Below are 18528 nucleotides of genomic sequence, written 5' to 3'. Positions count from 1 at the left end.
AGGTGATATTGTGAGAACTTTGTTTAAAAATATATTTTTTTTGTATACATTTGATGAAACAATTGGTAACCTGGAAAATGCGTACATCCTTGTTGAAGACAACATAATTAAAGAAATCGGAACAAATTGGGAAAATGTAATAGCAGATAAAATTATCGATTTGGATGGATATATTGTATTACCTGGATTTGTAAACACTCATCATCACATGTATCAAACACTAACACGAGGTCTTGCGGCAAATAGCAAATTATTCGATTGGCTTGTATATTTGTATGAAATTTGGAAATTTATTGATGAAGAGGCTATATACGTTAGCACAATAATTGCATCATACGAAATGATTAAGACTGGTGTAACAACAACCACAGATCATCTTTATTTATACCCTTATGGAAAAAACAACCTTATTGATGCAGAAATTAAAGCAGCACGAGAAATAGGTATCAGATTTTATCCAACAAGAGGTAGTATGTCTTTAAGTAAAAAAGATGGAGGTCTTCCACCAGATTCCGTGGTACAAAAAGATGATGAAATTTTAAGTGAATCTGAACGAGTAATTCAAAAATATCATGATGACTCCAAATATTCCATGTTAAGAATTGCACTTGCACCTTGTTCTCCTTTTTCAGTTACTAAAAATTTAATGGTTGAAACACTCAGACTTTCAGAAAAATATAACATTTTATTACATACACATCTTGCAGAAACTTATGATGAAGAAATATACTGTATGGAAAAATTCGGAAAAAGACCTGTTGATTATATGGAAGAACTGGGCTGGTTAAATGATAGGGTGTGGTTTGCACATTTAGTATATTTAAATGAAAAAGATATAGAAAAACTCTCATTAAATAACGTTGGAATGGCGCATTGTCCTTCATCAAATATGAGATTAGGTTCTGGAATAGCTCCAGTTTTCAAGTTAAAAGATAAAATAAAAGTTGGTATAGCAGTGGACGGAAGTGCTAGTAATGATACTAATAACATGTTACTAGAACTTAGAAATACTTTATTACTCCAAAGGGTAAAATATGGTGCAAATTCTCTTACAGTAGAAGAAGTCTTAAAGATGGGAACATTAGGTGGTGCAAGTGTTTTACAAATTGATGATTATGTAGGTACAATTTCTAAAGGCAAGGCCGCAGATTTTATTGGTATTAAATTGGATAAAGTTGAGTTTGCAGGTGCGCTCCATGAACCAATTAACGCTATTTTGTTATGTGATGCTAAAAATGTAGAACTGTCTGTAATTAATGGAAAAATAAAAATTTATGATGGAAACTTTTTAAATTTTGAAATTTATGAATTTGTTGAAAAACATAACAAAATTTCTGAAAGATTAATAAAAAAATCGATAAAAACTTAAAAGAAATATTTTTGTAATAATCATGTATACTATTGTTTTTATAAATTAATCTTGTTTAAAATATTATAACTAAGTGCTTTATGGGCACTTAGTTTCTTTTTATTTTAATTTCGTCATTTACATTATATATGTTATTCTATATAATGTATCAGTTTAGCGGAGCGGAGTGATGAAGTGAGGAAGTATAATGACAAACATATTCCGGTATTACCCAATGAAGTAGTTGAGTATCTTTTGTGGAAAGATAATGGAATATATGTTGATTGTACCGCTGGAGAAGGTGGACATACTTTTTTGATTGCTAAGAAGTGTCCCAACTCTCGGGTTATTGCCATTGATGTTGATTTAGAAGTTTTAGAAATTGCCCAAAAAAATCTTAAAGCTTTCCATAATGTTATTCTTTTAAAAGCTTCCTACGTAGACCTTCCTGTTGTACTTAAATCATTAGGAATTGAAAGAGTGTCTGGTATTTTAGCTGATTTAGGAATTTCAACTTATCAACTAAAAGCAGAAGGGAGAGGATTTAGTTTTAATAGAGATGAACCACTTGATATGCGTATGGATATCCAGCAAGATACCAGTGCACACAAAATAACAAACTTTTACTCTGAAGAAAAACTCTCCAAAATTATTTTCAAGTATGGAGAAGAAAGATTTGCAAGGCGTATTGCAAAACAAATAGTAAAAAATAGACCTATAAACACTACTAAGGAATTAGTTGAAATAATAAAAAAAGCTCTTCCACCATCGGAAATTAGAAAAAGAAAAAGGCACTTTGCAACAAAAACATTTCAAGCAATTCGAATTGAAGTCAATAAAGAACTAAAAAATATTGAACAGTTACTAAAAAATGCCGAAGAACTTTTGGAAATTGGAGGAAGATTAGCAATAATTTCATTTCACTCGCTTGAAGATAGAATAGTAAAACATTTTATAAAAAACTCAAATAATTTAAAACACATAGCTGGACCAATTAAACCTACTCAAGAAGAAACAAAAAATAATCCAAGAGCAAGGAGTGCTAAATTAAGAGTAGCGGAGCGTATTTAAGGGGGGATTACCATGCCAGTCAGTGTCCAAGCGAAGCGAAGTATTACAAAAACAACTAAATTAACCAAGTTCTTTAAAATTGTACTTCTTATAACCATTCCAGTTGTGCTCTCTATATTAACTGTTTCGTTATCTGTTCACTATTCTAGATTAAGTCTTGAATTTCAAATACAAAGAGATGCCTTCCTAAACGAAACAAACAATCTAAAAACAGAAATTTCCAATTTGGACAAAATGATAGAATCCTTAATGATAGGTTCTAAGACTTTGAAATGAAAATTAGAGTAATTTTTATTTATTCGCTACTACTTTTACTAATACTTATTGAAACAATAAACATCTTAAAAATTAATAGTTCTGAAACAGACAACACTCTGGAAATAAAAATTCCTTCATTAAGAGGAAGTATTTATGATTGCAATGATAATCTAATTGCAACAAGTGTTCCTCACTATGTTGCATATCTTGATGTAGATTTTTTAAATAGGTTCTACAACCCTTCCATGGAAATAGATCTAAAACTTCTAGAAAGCAGATTTAACATCAAAATTGATAGGGAAAAACGTTTTATTAAAATAGGCGAAGCAAATGATATTGATGAAATAAGGAATAGAATCCCAACTAATTTAAGAAAGTTTGTAAACATTTCTATAGTACAGAAAAGAATTTCGTTATCCGATTTTGGAATGGACTTAATAATTGGAAATATCCATAATCAAAATTACTCTGGAATTGAAAAAGTTTTCAATGAATATCTTAAAGAAAAATCAGATGGAAAAATTGTTTTTAAATTTTCGGGTAACATATCTAAAAAAGGTAATATTACAAATATAATACCGCCAAAAAATGGAAACAATCTAAAATTAACAATAGATTCTCTTTTACAAAAAAAATTATATGAACTAGCCTTTAAAGAGAAAGAAAAATATAACGCTGAAAGTGTTGGAATTATACTAATGGAAACAAAGACTGCTAAAATAAAATCACTTGTTACAACTAATACATGGCCCGATTATACAATGGGTTACATTGAACCGGGATCAGCGTTAAAACCTATATTCTATGCAGCAGCTTTAGACTTAAATGTAACAACAAAAGATGCTACTTTTATTTGTAATGGTTATATATATCCAGAAACAGATCTAGACATTAAAATAACTGATATTCATCCCCACGGGTTAATAGATCTAAAAAAAGCAATATCTGAATCATGTAATGTTGCAGCTGTTAAAACTTCAAAAATACTTGTAGAAAATTACGGCCAAGAAATTTTATACAATATATTTAAAACTTTCCACTTCGGAGAACCCACAGGAATAGAATTACCAGGAGAAATAGGAGGAATATTAAAATCGCCCGAAAATTGGTCAAAAGTAGATTGGGCATATTTACCTATTGGATATTCTATTGGTGTTACTCCTATACAATTAATTTCCGCTTTTAATTCTATCATAAATGACGGTATTTATATTTCCCCTACAATCGTAGAAAACTCTACGCAAAAAAAGTATAGGGTTATTACCATAAAAACTTCAAAATTAATGAGAAACTTCTTAAAAGACGTAGTCGAAAATGGTACAGGAAAGCACGCAAAGGTACCTGGAATAGAAATATTCGGAAAAACAGGCACTAGTGAAATCAAACCAAATTCAGGAAAATATTTAATGACTTTTGTGGGAAGTTTTAAAATTAATGATTTAATGTATACTGGTTTGATTTGGGTAAGAAATCCTACAGGATATTATCTATCCAGTGAAGTCGCAGCTCCAATTTTTAGAGAGTTAATAAAAACTGTAATTGAATACATAAAAAAAGAGGAAAACTCTATATATGTAACTCCTGGGGTTGTACCAAATGTAAAAGGTTGGAATTTAAGGCAACTTCTTGAACTAAAGAAATATTTTAACATAACATTTGTTGGAAAAGGGTTATATGCAGAAAAACAAATCCCAAATCCGGGAATTCTATCAGACAAATTTACAATCTATTTAAAATAAAAGGTGGTTTGTTTTCAAACCACCTGTTTTTTTATTTCATACTACTATTATTTCTTTAATTCTAATTTGAAATAATTTCATTAAATTTTTCGAGGAAAATGTATTTTGGAGTATACGTCTTACTAAATCTTGATAATTGGCTTACAAATGCTCTCATATGATTTTCAGAACCTTTTATTAAATTTTTATATACAAACTCAATGTCTTGATTATCAGTGATTTTTAAGAATTCTTCTAAATCATATATGTCCAAATCCTCTATTGTTGCTCCTACAATTAATGCATCTTCTAGTGACTTACTACCTTGTTCAACTAATTGATTATATAGCGCCTGTAAATTTTCATCTTCAAATATACCTCTTTCATCTACTTTTATTGGATCATTCGAATCGTATTTTTTGATCAATGTTAAAACTGCATCCATATGTTGTTGCTCTGCTCCAGCTATATTACTAAATACTCTTATTCCCCACAAATCATAAAAAACTAAATACACATCTCTTGCTAGCTTTTCTTCCTTTCTCATTTGCATAATGCTTTCAGTTTCACTTACTGATAACGTTTCATATGGCAATAAATTTACGATATCTGCAGTATTTACTCCAAATACTAATAAACTTGTTGACATAACCAATAAACATTGATATAATTATTTTCAATCTTTTTAACATAATTTCTACCTCCTTTTTGTCCTATAATCGCATTATAACATTTTCATGCTTAAAAAATCCTTGGAATATATTCACTTAACATATGTTATAATTTTTACAACATGAGTTTTAGGAGTGAATAGCGTTGAATAACGAGAAAAGAAACTTCTATGCATTTATATGGCATGCGATATTTCTTGCATTTGCAAGTTCCTTTATTGAAATAAACACCGTAATTCCTTCTTTGGTTTTAAAAGCTGGTGGTAGTGAAATCATTATTGGACTAGTTACAGCTATTACTGTTGGAATACCACTTTTAGCCCAGCTTTTATTTGCAAGCATATTGGTCTCAAAACCTTTAAAAAAGCCTTATCTTTTAACAGGAATTTATCTTAGAATCTTTTCTCTATTTCTAATTGCGCTTGTTCTTGCTTCAAATCTTTCAAATAAATTAATTTTGCTCTTCTCAATTTTGGGACTTACAATTTTTTCATTCAGTGGAGTTTTTGCTGGAGTTAGTTATACTGATCTATTAGGTAAGTCAATTTCAAAAGAAAATCTTAAAAAATTCATGAGTTCGAGGCAAATATTGAAAAGTATCTTTGCATTAGTTGGGGCCTTTACTGCAAGAATTATAATGAAAGAATTTGAATATCCAATTAATTATTCTATTATGTTTTACATTGCATCCCTTTCGTTACTCACAGCTTCAATTGGATTTTGGTTAATCAAAGAAAACAAAATTACTCTTTCGAACGAATTTCCATCTTTTTTAAAAGTTTTAAAAAGCATTCCAAAATATCTTCTTAGAGACAAAAATTTACTAAATTATGTGATATTTAGTAATCTTACTGGATTTGGACTAATTATTATTCCTTTCTATGTATTACTTGCAAAAAATTCATTTTCTCTAGACAACAAGCTTGTTGGTAATTTTTTATTTTTACAAATGTTTGGAATAATTATATCTAGCTTTTTATGGGGAAAATTACTACATAAGCAAGGCTATAAAAAAGTATTAAAATACTGCGTTGTTTTGGGAAGCATGTTACCAATTCTCGCCGTTGTATTAAGTAATTTTTCACCTTCAGTATTTTCAATTATTTTTTTCCTTTCAGGGCTTACACTAAGTGCACGGCAGATATCTTTCGAGGGAATATTAATTGAAATAAGTAGCCACGAAAACAGAGCACTTTATGTCGGAATTTCTGGAGCTTTAAATATTGTTACCGCATTGCTCCCTTTAGTTATTGGTACAGTTATAAAACTAGTAGGATTTAACATTATATTTATTTCTGTTTCAATTGCAATATTTTCAAGCACGAAATTTCTAAACAAAATAAAATTAGATTAAAAACAATCGAAAATCTATTAAATCTTTAATGTATTACCAAAAGTACTTTATACATCCTATTTATAGAACTTTTTGCAAAATAGTTTTTAGTAAATAGTTTGCCCAATATACCTTCCGTTCTATCTCCTTGAAAACACTAAAATCGAAAATGAAAAATTGAAAAAATTCATGTCTTCTTAATTATGCAATATAAGAATTATTATATTGCATTATATAAAAAGGAATTTTTTTAAACAAAAAATACTAATTTTTAACAAATCAACAAAATTTTTCCTGTTTTTTATTAAGCTTGGATTTTCCAAATAAAAATAGTTAAAATTCCTTATTTATGTACAAAAAAACATACATAAACCCTTTATTAGTAACTCTTAAAAGCCATTTTTTTATTTTCAGTTTTTAAGAGCTGTTCTTCTTAGAATGTATATTTTAGGATATATATTTCTTATACATCTTAATATTTCTGAATGCCTTTATTTTCGAAAATAAAAGGTGGTTCGTGTCGCAAACCACCCATTTTTTTACCATATTTTATTAAATTGAAATAATTTCATTAAATTTAAATTCATCAATCTTATCTAGTTAGCCATTTATAAATCAATCTTGCATAAATTTTTATAAACTTCTTAAATGATTCAAGAGACCAACTCTCATTTGGTTGATGCATTCCAGTATCTTCTCCCGGAAAAGTTGCGCCAAATGCTACACCATATGGAACTGTTCTTGCATAAGTTCCTCCACCTATAGCAATTGGTTCGCTCTCGTCATTTGTAACACTTCTATATACTGATAATAAGGTTTTAACAAGTTCACTATCTTTTGAAACGTACAATGGGCCTTTATGTGAAATTCTTTCAACTTCAAACCCCTTTAACGCTTTTTTTATCTGCATGCTTATCATTTCATTACTCATAAAAATAGGATACCTAATATTAATTTTTAACTCTAAATTACCATCAATTAACTCAATTGTTCCTAAATTACAAGTTAACTTTCCACTTGCGTTATCTTCTGAATATATATCAAGTCCAATACCGTTATAATCTCTTCCAAGTTTTTTATACAAAGTATCAAAAATCCAATTATACACTCCAAAGTCAATTTTTGACAAAATGTCAACCATACATGAAATTGCATTTATTCCTAAATGCGGCGTAGAAGCATGTACAGATTTTCCAATTGTTTGTAATCTAATTATGTTTTCATCTATCACATACTTTAATTTGCACTCTGTTTTATAATTTTCCAAAAAGTAAACTATTTCGGAAACTTTTTCTGTCTTAATAACCGCTTCACATTTTTCCGGTACAACATTTACAGCAGTACCTGCTTTCAAATACAATAACCTAGTATGATAATTAGAATTCAATAACGTGCTTATTTTATAAGTTGCGTTTCCTTTTTCCGCAAAAACAAGTGGAAACATGCCATCTGGGGTTACTGCCTCTTTTGGATATGGTTCTTTTTTAAAGTAATATTTCAAACATTTTGAGCCATTTTCTTCGTTGGTACCAAATATAATTCTAACCCTATTTTTAGGATTTTTAACCAATTCAGAAACAATTTTCAAAGCATATAATGCACCTATGCTAGGCCCTTTATCATCGGATACCCCTCTACCGTACATTTTACCTTCTCTTATTGTTAATTCATATGGATCTGATTCCCACCTATCTAAATCTCCTTCAGGTACAACATCTAAATGACCCAAAATTCCATACAATCTTCCTTTATTTCCATATTCTACATGTCCAGCGTAATTGTCAACATTTTTTACATCTTTAAAACCCAACGATTTAGATAAATTAAGCGTTTCAATTAATGCTTTTGCTGGTCCTTTACCGAAGGGATATTCTTCTGTTGGTTTTTCCATAACTGATCTTATTTTTATTATTTTCGATAAAGAATCCAAAATTTCATCAAAATATTTTTCTACCTTTAAATCAATTTGCTTTTCAATATCAAAACTCATTATATCACTCCTCTCAACTAAACTATATCATGGACAACTTTTGTTGCTAGAAGAAATAAAACTCCAAGGATTACAGGTTTTATTAACTTTTCTTTGTTTTTTATAGCCAAACTTGCTCCAATCCAATTACCTAAAATGCTAAAAAGCGCTGCAGGAAATCCTATATAAAATAAAACCTTTCCATTTACCAAAAAAGTAACTAATGCACTAGTATTAGATGCAAGATTTACTATTTTAGTAGTTCCTGATGCCTTAATATAATCCAACGAAAGAACATTAACATATAATATTATTAAAAATGTTCCTGTTCCAGGGCCTAGAAAGCCATCATACATTCCAATAAAAAAACCTATTAAACTTGCTATTATTTTTTTACTTATTCTTAAATTTATACCATCATGTAGTTTTATTTTTTTTAATGTTAAAAAAATACCGGCAATAACTATTAAGATGGAAATAATTAATCTTAACCTATTTTCTGAAATCATCAATGCAATACTTGCCCCGACATAAGAACCTAAAAACGAAAATATAATAGAAAATATAGCAATTTCAAAAACTATGTATTTTCTTTTTCCGTATTTAAAAGTACTAATCATCGTGCCAATACTCGATGACAATTTATTTGTAGCAAGAGCGTTATGGCTAGGAAGACCAATTAATAAATAAGCAGGAAGCGAAATTAAACCTCCACCTCCTGCTATTGAGTCTACAAATCCTGCAAAAAATATTAAAGGAAATAATATGAACATATCTGAAATAGTGAAATTTACCATTAAATCACCTCACCATATTTTTTTAACACTCTTAATGCTCTTACAGTATTAATTTTACTTTCTTTTCTAGCTTCTTCAAAATCAAAAAATACTTACCTGAATGTTTCTGTTGTAATTGCCATCTTCTTTAATTTCTTTTTTCAACAACAAATTTAGTACATTAGCTATTACTTTTAAAAATTTTTCTATTTTGGTGATGTAAATTCAAAATAAAGCATCTAAACTACAAACTATATCCTCGACATTGTCGACAGATTCGTCAACACTCGACTAAGTTCGACAACCATCTGTCAAAGTTTACAGATTAAGAAATTTGTATTTTCCAGAAATTCTTAATTTTGCTCCTCTCAATATAAGTATTTTTCGTTTCATGAATGTATTTAGAGTATGGAATACGCTGTTGTGCGTTTAATGCTATTTTCCTGCAAAATATTCAACAGTTCTTCTTTTGCACCAGTAACATTTTTCAACAAGTTGAACGCTTTCCTTTGACGTTCTGTAAATCTTAATTCATCAAGGTACCCGCCTACTATCTTCATTATAGTCTGTATCACATCTTCCTTTTTCAGCACATTTTTGTCTATATTTTCAAATATGACCTTGGAAAGGATCCACAGTGCATCTCGTGGGTTACCATCTGCAAATTCTATCACCGGTTCGAGAAACTCTACCGGGATAACTTCTCTGAATCTGTGTATTCTTCTCAAAAGTAGTTCTTTTATATCACTATCAGTTAGTTCCTCAAGAAATATTATGTCCTTAAAGACATTTTCCAGGTTTCCTGTTTGTATTCTCTGTATATAGAATACGGCAGTGTCATTATTAGGATCACATTTTCAAATACCAATTCGTTTTTCAAAGTGTCAACGATTTTAAGTACATCATCTTTACTTTCTTTGTCAAGTTCATCAATAAAGAGAACAAATTTTCCTTTTACTGTGACAATTTCTTTAATCAAATCCATAAGTTTTTCTTTGGCAACAAAAAAGTTAAACCTTGGTGTTTGTGCCTTTTGAGTACCAACACCTGCAGAACCGTACAAGCTTATTCCAAGGGAAAAACCTTTCACTGTTGAAACCTCTTCGGCTACCCATTCCTTTATCTTTTGCGCCTGTTTCGAAAGCTTTTCATCGCTTTCCAAATTTTTGGAAAGGTTGTACAGAAGATCGTACAAAATACTTTCTACAGATTCCCTGAAAGTCAGTGTAATACGTCTTGAAAAAACGTTGTCACATCCAATAAAATTGAGTACCGTCGTTTTTCCTATACCAGTTTCACCAGCTACTCCGAAAATTCCCATGGGATGGTGCTTTATAATGTTGTTCAAATTTCTGATTTCTGTTGTTCTGTTGACCAGCAAATTTTCACTTACAGGTTCAAGTGGCTTGTCCACTATGTAACTTATAACTTCTGCAAGTCTCACAATAGCCCCTCCATTCAAAAAATTATCAACTGACTAATCAAATTATAACATATTCAACACCGCCGACATGTTTATCAATGTTCGACATCTTTGCAAAAAACAATAGGTAAGTTCTTATTATTGCTTATCCAAATTGAACCTGAATACCTTTCTGCAAAAACACATTCCAGTACCAAGCACCTATCTTTCTAAAATCTAAATATTTATTCATTAAATAAAATCCAATCAATAAGGGTACCAATGAATTATAATGATTTATTTTTATTCCCTTCCAAGTTTTTTAGTATTCCACACAAGTTTGTATTTTAAGCCAAAGTAAAAATGTTGGAATTATAGAATTGCAATGATTGCTATTTGTCATTGAACTATATTATACACAATTGAAAAATCCCCAATACTTTTTGATTTTTTGTATCTTTTTGATATAATTTAATAAATTAAATGAAAGGAGAAAAACATGAAAAGATTACTTGTAGTTCTACCTATTTTCTATCAGTAACTTTTTTTAGTATTAAAATTGATTACAACATGATAATTCCGTATGATACTCCTACTAGCACGGTAAATGAACTGTATAAATTTATATTAGAGAAAAATCCGGAAATTTCGCTAACAGATTATGGTATAAATAAAGAAAGCTATAAATACCTATATCAAAACTACCATGAAAAATTTAAGAATCACATTTTAACAATTTTAGATCTCTTTCTATTTAATGAAATAAACGGCGAATATATGTTACCGTACAATTTATTCAAGAATTTGAAATAAAAGGAGACATTTATCTTTATTGTGTTATTTTGTTAGACAAAGAACTTAATGTAATAGCTAAGTCTTTCAATGAAGTTTCGTATAATGAAGATAGCAAAATATCAAATGAGGCTTTAGAAATTTATTATTCTTTACTTGAGATAATAAATCAGTCTTTTGAAGATAACTCACCTGAAAATTACAACTTATACAATATATTAATGATCTTATACTTTGACACATCAGATAATGGAAATATAGTACTTGAAGTTATTTTTATTTCAAAAAAATTAAATAAACTAAATCTTTCATATTTTATGCTGTAAAAAAATAGGACAAGTTATGTTACTTGTCCTATTTTTTTGTTAAAGTAATTATTGCCCTATTAACTTTCTAATCAATTCAGAAAGTGTATCTAATCCAAACAGTTTTTTTCCTATTTCATAATTTCTCGTAGTTGTTTTTTTATACAGTTCTTTATTAAATAGTATCTCAAGTAGTTTTTTTGCAGCTTTTTTTGTTATTTCTTCTTTAACTATAACAAACCCATCTTTTATTTCATAATCATTTCCTAAGCTTATAAAATTCAAACCGGAGTTTTTAATGTCCTTTTCAAATACCTCATATTCAAACAAAATAACGGGTTTTTTTACAATTATTGCCTCAAGCAATTGATTTCCCCATCCTTCTAGAATTGAAGGATAGGTTATAGCATCTGCAATACTATATAGATTCCAAAAACTCCAAATACCTTTTTCAATATTTGGATATAGATTAACGGTTCTAATTCCATAATTAAATGCTTTGTCCAGTAATTTATACTTGTAACTTTCACTTTCACACATTCCTGAAAACGCTAATACTATATTTCCATCAAAAATTCTTCCATTATACATTTCCTTACTTTTGTAATTTTTTGAAAGTTTAGACATAAAATTAACCAGATCTATTGCAAGTTCAATAGCTTTTCGTTTGGTAATTCGAGTTGCTTGGAGCAAAACAATGGAATTTTCAGAAATATTGTACATATCTCTTATCTTTAAATTTATATCATCACTTATAAACGGAGGATTTTCAAAATCCATAACATTTGGTATAACGACTGCTTCTAGTCTTTTTTTTGCATATAAAGCTTCCTCGGCAAGTGAATTTATTACCACATGCTTAATATTATCCAAAGAAGGAGGGCAATAATAATCCAATATGTTTTTTATTCTTTCATCTTGGTAGTTCAGGAAATATTTTCTTTCCCACCAAAAATCATGGTGATGACCAATAAATAACTTATTTTTATGTTTTTCAGCAAATCTTGTTAGAGCAATAGCGTTTGGCAAGTATGCACCCAATGACCAAATATTGTTAGGGATTATTATATCATAATTTTTTAAAGAATCTTCTAAATCGTTATAAATTTGATCAGCTTCTTCATATATTATAGATACCAATTCATCTATTGAAAAATCTTCTAACTTTTCAAAAGCATTCTTGTTTATTAAACGAAATTTTGGATTTTCAAAACCAATTGAGGTTATTAAAACATCAACAACATCATTTTTATTACCAGCAACTATATCAACTTCGTATCCCATTCTTTGTAAAGTTTTTTTCCACTTTTCCATTTCAAGTGAAACGCCATCCATTAATCCTGCTCTATAATGTATAAGTGCTATTTTCATTAATATTCCTCCAACCTGCTTTTAGTCTCAATATCAAACAGCATTATTCTTTCACTATCAAATGTAACATTTATCATTTCATCAGGGTTATATTTTGGAAACGCTGGAACAACAATTTTTACTATCTGTTCACCTAGATCAACGGCTATAATCTGATGTGAACCTTGTGGTTCTACAACTAATATTTTTTCTGTAAAAATAGCTTTATCCTTATTATTAGTAATCAATAAATTTTCCGGCCTTATACCAACAATTATTTTATTTTTTGAATAACTTTCAACAATTTTTTCATTTTTACCATTTAATGGTATATCAATATGCTCATTTTTCAAGTGAATACGCCCACTTTGTCTTACAACTTCCATTTCAAAGAAATTCGTTGGAGGAGTACCAATAAAACCAGCGACAAACACATTTGCACTATTAAAATAGACATCATCAGGTGTACCAACTTGTTCAATCCGCCCATTTTTCATTATGATAATGCGATCTGCCATTGACATAGCTTCTGATTGATCGTGTGTTACAAATATTGTTGTAGCACCAGTTTTATGATGAATTGCTTTCAATTCTGTTCTCATTTTTACTCTCAATTTTGCATCAAGATTAGATAGTGGTTCATCCATTAAAAATATTTTTGGTTTTACTGCAAGGGCTCTTGCCAAAGCTACACGCTGTCTTTGACCACCAGAAAGCTGAGATGGAAATCTTTTCAAAAGTTCTTCTATTTTAACCATTTCCGCTACTTCCCTTACTATTTTATCTATTTCTTCGGAAGGAAATTTTTTAAGTTTTAATGGAAATGCTATATTTTCATACACTGTCATGTGAGGCCAGACAGCGTAACTTTGGAAAACCATACTAACTTCACGTTTTCTAGGTTCAAGATATGTTACATCTTTTCCATCAATAATAACCTTTCCTTCTGTTACCTCTTCAAGACCTGCTATCATTCTTAAAGTTGTAGTTTTACCACAACCAGAAGGTCCAAGGAAGACTACAAATTCACCATCATTTACCTTCAAATTTACATCTTTTGCACCCCAAACCTTTTTTCCATATCTTTTTGATAAATTAACAAGCTCTAATGTTGCCATATATCATCTCTCCTTTAAAATTTATTTTTTTTATACTTTTACTCCACCCCACATTTGTAATATGTATTTTCTTATTATTAAGGTAAAAATTACCGCTGGAAGAGCTAGCGAAACTCCACCGGCTGCAGTTAAATTGATTAATCCTTTTGCGCCCACAAGTGTTTGATACACAACCACAGGGAAAGTCGGATTAAATTGGGTCAAAACAATAGCTTGTGCAGTTTCAGACCAACTACCTATAAATGCGTACATTGCACTTGCAGCAAGGCCTGGAAATGCAAGTGGTAATGTGACTTTGAAAAATGCTCCAATCCTTGTTGTTCCAAAAATCATCGCAGCCTCTTCAAGTTCTGTTGAAATTCCCATGAATATACTTGCCGTAATCCAAATAGTCATACCGATTTGTCCAACTGAATAGACGAGAGATAATCCTATGGGTTTATCATAAAACCCCATGTTAATTAATATTATAACCATTGGCATTGCAATTGAAATACCAGGGAACATCCTTACAAAAAGTACACTTAATTTTAAAAAGTTTTTACCTTTGAAATTATATCTTGCAAATGCGTAGCCGGCCATTCCTCCAATGGTAAGTGAAATTGCAACTGTCAGCAATGCAACTTGAATACTCCTCATTAGTGCAGGCCAAGCGTTACTAGATACTTTGAAAAAGTTTATATAGTTGTCAAGTAAATTTTTTGCTACTGAAAATTTTACTGAACCAATTTTTTCAAGTACATCTTTTAAGTTATTGAGTTTTGCTTCATAACTTTTTTTCTTATTTTCCAAATCTTGTATGTTTTTTTCAAGTGGTTGTATAAGTGACTCTATATTTAACTTTTTTGCTTTTTCTAATTTTGTTTTGTATTTTACTAAGTTAACAGTTGTTTTATTCAATTTCATCTCAATAGTTGCGATTTCATTTCGCAAATCATTTATTTTTTTGGCATTTTTTTCAATTAATTTTTGTAATTTTTTGACCTGAGTGTCAAAAAGTTTCATTTTAATATAAGAATTTGTTTTGTTTCTTACAAACTTTTGTAATTCTTCAAAGTTTTCTGTTTCAATTAGAGTTATAAACTTTTTCTTTGAATTACTATAGACAGACATTAAGTATTTTTCGTTAACTATTTCTAATTTAAATTTATTAAAAAAAGATGGAACAATTTGTGTTGGCCAATCATATGCCTCCTGATCCGACATTAGTGAAATAACAACTAAAAAATATATAGGTGTTATAATAACTAAGATAATACCAGCAACCACTAAATAAAATAATGTTTGTTTTAATATTTTATTTGTTCTCATTATTGTTCCCCCTTTTCAAACGCACCAGAAACTTTCAAATAAATTATTGATACAATTGAAACAATAGCTGCTACAATGACAGAATATGCAAGGGCAACTCTATAGAATCCCAACAGTTGCTCTTCATAAAATACAACTTCTTCTAAAAGAACTGGAATTCTTCTATATCCATAAATCATAACTATTATTAACCATACTTGAATAGCAGAAATTATCCTTAAAATTAAAGCAGTTTGGATACTAGGTTTTAACATTGGAAGAGTAATTTTTCTTAGAACAGTAAATTTAGTGCCTCCAAATATATACCCTGCTTCAATAGAATCTTTCGAAAGTCCTTGAAGTCCTGCAAGGAGTATTACCATCATAAATGGTATAACTTGCCACGCGTCTATTAAAATAATAAGCATTAATGATTGAAAATCACTTCCCGCAAGAAATGCAATTTTTCCATTCTCTGTAATAATTCCCAAATGATACAAAAGGCTGTTAACCCAGCCATACGTTGCAAAACCACTTGACCACATTGCTCCAACTGCAACTGCTGGTAAAGCCATTGGAATTAGAGCTATTGATAATAGTATCTGTGCACCTTTAAATTTTTTGTTTATAATTAATGCAAGACCAAGAGCAATTACAAACTCCAGCGTAACGGAAACCAATACAAATATAGCTGTGTTAATCAATGCTTCTTTAAAATATGGATCTTTAAAAATCATTGCATAGTTATTTAAAGTAAATACATTATTTTCATCAAAAAAACTGTAATAGATTGCTGAGATCACAGGTCTTAACCAAAATATTAAATAATAAATCAAAGTTGGAGTGATTAAAATATATGGAATCATCTTCTTAGATAAAATTTTTTGCAAATTATATCACCTCTCTTAATAGTAAGGGGGCAAACTATGCCCCCCATAATTTATTTTCTTTGAGCATCAATTTGCATTTGATATAGTTCAAGCATGTCAATATCTAAAGTTTCTTTTACAAGTATCATCTTATCAAACAATTCATCATATACTAATTTTACTTGACCCCAATCTTTCCAAATAGGTGCGATATATGAAAGTACTCCTTGATTCATAACTTTAATTGCGTTTTTAATAACCAAATCTTGATCTTCGTTACCGAGATATTTAACCGCTTCATCAACAGGTGGTATAAAACCTCCAGTTCCTTTATGAGATTTAACCATTATATCGGGTCTTGTCATATATTCAACAAATTTAAGCGCAAGATCAAAATTCTTTGTTCCTTTTACAATTGCAAGTCCACTTGTTCCTGCTACTGAGCCAATACCCGCAGGACCTTTTGGCGCTGGCGCAATTATAAATTGAGTCGGATTGCTTTTGTAAACTTCACCAACACGAGCACAATGAGCAACTGTCATCCAAGTTTCTTCCCTTTTCATTGGTGGCCTTGTATCATCATATGTCTTTACAGCAGGAGAAAATGCATCTTTCATTTTATATACCAAATACCAAGCGGCAACTGCACCTGGATTATCTAAATCTGGCCAATGAGCGCCGTATGATAAAGCAATTGCACCTACTTGATAAATCAACGATTTCATTGGGACACCTGTAACTGCAAATTTTCCTTCTCCCTCACCTTGTGCAACTAAATTTGCCCATTCTGCGAGTTGCTCCCAGGTAAGATTTTCAATATCAACATTTTCAGGTTTGTACTTTAAAGCCTTTTTATTAATTAACGTTAAATATACATCTGCACCAATTGGTAAAAAGTATCTTTTTCCATCAAACACTGTCATAGAATCAAAACCTTTTGAGAAGTGCCTATCTGTCCATTTGCTTACATATGGGGTCAAATCTAAAACCAAATTATTCTTTACCCACTCTGGCATTTTCGTTGCATATGCAATTATTACATCAGTAGTAACTTTACCAGTTTCACTTTGAATTTTTACCTGTTTTAGCATAGTTTCATCATCCATTGTCTGAAAAACAACTTTCACACCGTACATTTCTTCAAATGGTTTAATTATTTCATTGATTATGAACTCCTTTTCTGTAGGTGGTGTCCACAGCCTAGAACTGACAACAAGTGTAGTTTCACCTAAAGATACAATGAAAATAAGTGTTAACAACCCAACAAGAAATTTCTTCATAACCACACCTCCTTTTTGGTATAATTAAAATGGTTTTTTGTTTAAGAACTGAAAGCGCTTTCAATAATCACAACAAAATAATAACATAATAACAATTCGAAATTTAAATATGAATTTTGTTAAATATTTTTAATTATAAGTAATTATTATCAAAAAAGATTAAATTTCAAGATAGGAGGCTAAAATATGAATTTTGAAAATTATGTCCGAGAATTAGAAAATTTAAGAAAAAATTATAACAAAAATTTATTAAGAAGTTGGAGCCCAAAAGGAGAGTTATTTTACAAAGTTGATAAAAGCGGAAATTATAAAGAGTTTGTTGGAGATACTATTGTTTTTTTTATAAACAAAGAAGAGATAAAATATATTTCGGATATCCAAAACCATTTGTATAAGCAATTAGGTAATATGTTTGCTAGAAAATTAAGTGAAAAATATTTTCATGTTACTTTGCATGATTTATGTAATTTAAATGTAACTAAAACAATCAAAGAATGTATAGAAAAAAACGAGGAGAAGATAAGGGAAGTTTTTAATAAAATTAAAGATTTTCAAAAAATTACTCTTGAAACAATAGGGCTTTATAATGGTGGATCTGCAATTGGTACAATGTTAAAACCACGTACTAAGAAGGATTTCATAAAACTTATGAATTTAAGAAAAGTTTTTGATGAGCTAATTAAACGAGAAGATTTTTACATCCCACACATTACTCTAGGATATTACTTGACAAAAGATTATAATTATTCGGAAAGAAATGAGATATTTAACTTTTTAGAAAATGAAAAGATAGAATTTTTAATAGAATTTACATTTGAGAATTTAAAATACACTTTATTCACTGATATGGATAATTATATACCAATTTTTCCAGTATGAAACCTGATGTTACTAAATGTGAAACCGTTCATGATAGAGATATCAAGGCTTTTATAAAAATTGCAAAGTATGTCATTAATAAATAACTGATATTTCAAA

The 18528-nt window shown here is 29.6% G+C and carries 18 protein-coding genes; 8 read left to right on the top strand and 10 right to left on the bottom strand.

Annotated elements, in window-relative coordinates; all coding sequences use genetic code 11:
* The first annotated feature begins 10 nt into the window (after positions 1-10).
* The 4 genes from TMEL_RS08835 (at position 11) to TMEL_RS08820 (ending at position 4416) form a co-directional block, all read left to right on the top strand.
* The gene (locus tag TMEL_RS08835) at positions 11-1369 is read left to right on the top strand and encodes an 8-oxoguanine deaminase (RefSeq protein ID WP_012057926.1); all 1359 of its coding nucleotides are present in this window, start codon (positions 11-13) and stop codon (positions 1367-1369) included.
* A gap of 174 nt (positions 1370-1543) precedes the next feature.
* Complete coding sequence (gene rsmH, locus TMEL_RS08830; protein WP_012057925.1) at positions 1544-2419, top strand: 16S rRNA (cytosine(1402)-N(4))-methyltransferase RsmH; 876 nt, start codon at positions 1544-1546, stop codon at positions 2417-2419.
* Between the two features lie 12 nt (positions 2420-2431).
* The gene (locus tag TMEL_RS08825; protein WP_041426116.1) at positions 2432-2695 is read left to right on the top strand and encodes a hypothetical protein; all 264 of its coding nucleotides are present in this window, start codon (positions 2432-2434) and stop codon (positions 2693-2695) included.
* Positions 2692-4416: a penicillin-binding transpeptidase domain-containing protein gene (locus TMEL_RS08820; RefSeq protein ID WP_012057924.1), complete on the top strand. Its 1725-nt coding sequence runs from the start codon at positions 2692-2694 to the stop codon at positions 4414-4416. The genes TMEL_RS08825 and TMEL_RS08820 overlap by 4 nt, the downstream gene beginning before the upstream one ends.
* 61 nt (positions 4417-4477) lie before the next feature.
* Here TMEL_RS08820 and TMEL_RS08815 read toward each other — a convergent pair whose 3' ends face one another.
* Positions 4478-5044 carry a DUF2202 domain-containing protein gene (locus TMEL_RS08815; protein WP_012057923.1) on the bottom strand — a complete coding sequence of 189 codons (567 nt, stop codon included), beginning with the start codon at positions 5042-5044 and terminating at the stop codon, positions 4478-4480.
* A gap of 167 nt (positions 5045-5211) precedes the next feature.
* Here TMEL_RS08815 and TMEL_RS08810 point away from each other — a divergent pair, with 167 nt between their 5' ends.
* Complete coding sequence (locus tag TMEL_RS08810; protein ID WP_012057922.1) at positions 5212-6420, top strand: MFS transporter; 1209 nt, start codon at positions 5212-5214, stop codon at positions 6418-6420.
* A 571-nt stretch (positions 6421-6991) separates the two neighbouring features.
* Here TMEL_RS08810 and pepV read toward each other — a convergent pair.
* The 4 genes from pepV to TMEL_RS09980 form a co-directional block, all read right to left on the bottom strand.
* Positions 6992-8389, bottom strand: a complete 1398-nt coding sequence (pepV, locus tag TMEL_RS08805) for a dipeptidase PepV (RefSeq protein ID WP_012057921.1) — start codon at positions 8387-8389, stop codon at positions 6992-6994.
* A gap of 17 nt (positions 8390-8406) precedes the next feature.
* A complete protein-coding gene (locus tag TMEL_RS08800; RefSeq protein WP_012057920.1) occupies positions 8407-9165 on the bottom strand; it encodes a sulfite exporter TauE/SafE family protein in 759 nt (252 codons plus the stop codon).
* A 380-nt stretch (positions 9166-9545) separates the two neighbouring features.
* Positions 9546-9872 (bottom strand): hypothetical protein, encoded by a 327-nt coding sequence (locus TMEL_RS09985; RefSeq protein ID WP_012057919.1) that lies wholly within the window; start codon positions 9870-9872, stop codon positions 9546-9548.
* A 44-nt stretch (positions 9873-9916) separates the two neighbouring features.
* Positions 9917-10588, bottom strand: coding sequence for a P-loop NTPase fold protein (locus TMEL_RS09980; protein WP_012057918.1), 672 nt, complete (start codon positions 10586-10588; stop codon positions 9917-9919).
* 441 nt (positions 10589-11029) lie between these two features.
* Between TMEL_RS09980 and TMEL_RS10220 the strand changes: the two genes are divergently transcribed.
* Positions 11030-11359: a hypothetical protein gene (locus TMEL_RS10220; RefSeq protein ID WP_012057917.1), complete on the top strand. Its 330-nt coding sequence runs from the start codon at positions 11030-11032 to the stop codon at positions 11357-11359.
* Between the two features lie 29 nt (positions 11360-11388).
* Positions 11389-11664 carry a hypothetical protein gene (locus TMEL_RS08790; RefSeq protein ID WP_012057916.1) on the top strand — a complete coding sequence of 92 codons (276 nt, stop codon included), beginning with the start codon at positions 11389-11391 and terminating at the stop codon, positions 11662-11664.
* A 48-nt stretch (positions 11665-11712) separates the two neighbouring features.
* Here the strand turns inward: TMEL_RS08790 and mggS are convergent, their stop codons facing one another.
* From mggS to TMEL_RS08765, 5 genes are read right to left on the bottom strand one after another with little or no spacing between them, the layout of a single operon-like run.
* Positions 11713-13014, bottom strand: coding sequence for a mannosylglucosylglycerate synthase (gene mggS, locus TMEL_RS08785; RefSeq protein ID WP_012057915.1), 1302 nt, complete (start codon positions 13012-13014; stop codon positions 11713-11715).
* Entirely contained in the window at positions 13014-14111 is a 1098-nt protein-coding gene (locus tag TMEL_RS08780) for an ABC transporter ATP-binding protein (protein ID WP_012057914.1), read from the bottom strand. The genes mggS and TMEL_RS08780 overlap by 1 nt, the downstream gene beginning before the upstream one ends.
* A gap of 30 nt (positions 14112-14141) precedes the next feature.
* The gene (locus TMEL_RS08775) at positions 14142-15422 is read right to left on the bottom strand and encodes a carbohydrate ABC transporter permease (protein ID WP_012057913.1); all 1281 of its coding nucleotides are present in this window, start codon (positions 15420-15422) and stop codon (positions 14142-14144) included.
* Positions 15422-16291, bottom strand: a complete 870-nt coding sequence (locus TMEL_RS08770) for a carbohydrate ABC transporter permease (RefSeq protein ID WP_012057912.1) — start codon at positions 16289-16291, stop codon at positions 15422-15424. The genes TMEL_RS08775 and TMEL_RS08770 overlap by 1 nt, the downstream gene beginning before the upstream one ends.
* Positions 16292-16341: 50 nt before the next feature.
* Positions 16342-17550, bottom strand: coding sequence for an ABC transporter substrate-binding protein (locus TMEL_RS08765; RefSeq protein WP_012057911.1), 1209 nt, complete (start codon positions 17548-17550; stop codon positions 16342-16344).
* A 186-nt stretch (positions 17551-17736) separates the two neighbouring features.
* Here TMEL_RS08765 and TMEL_RS08760 point away from each other — a divergent pair, with 186 nt between their 5' ends.
* A complete protein-coding gene (locus TMEL_RS08760) occupies positions 17737-18429 on the top strand; it encodes a hypothetical protein (RefSeq protein WP_012057910.1) in 693 nt (230 codons plus the stop codon).
* The last annotated feature ends 99 nt before the right edge of the window (positions 18430-18528 follow it).

It is taken from the genome of Thermosipho melanesiensis BI429 (assembly GCF_000016905.1).
Taxonomy (GTDB): Bacteria; Thermotogota; Thermotogae; order Thermotogales; family Fervidobacteriaceae; genus Thermosipho; species Thermosipho melanesiensis.
The sequence above is the reverse complement of the archived record's forward strand: the minus strand, read 5'-3'. Positions and strand labels throughout refer to the sequence as shown.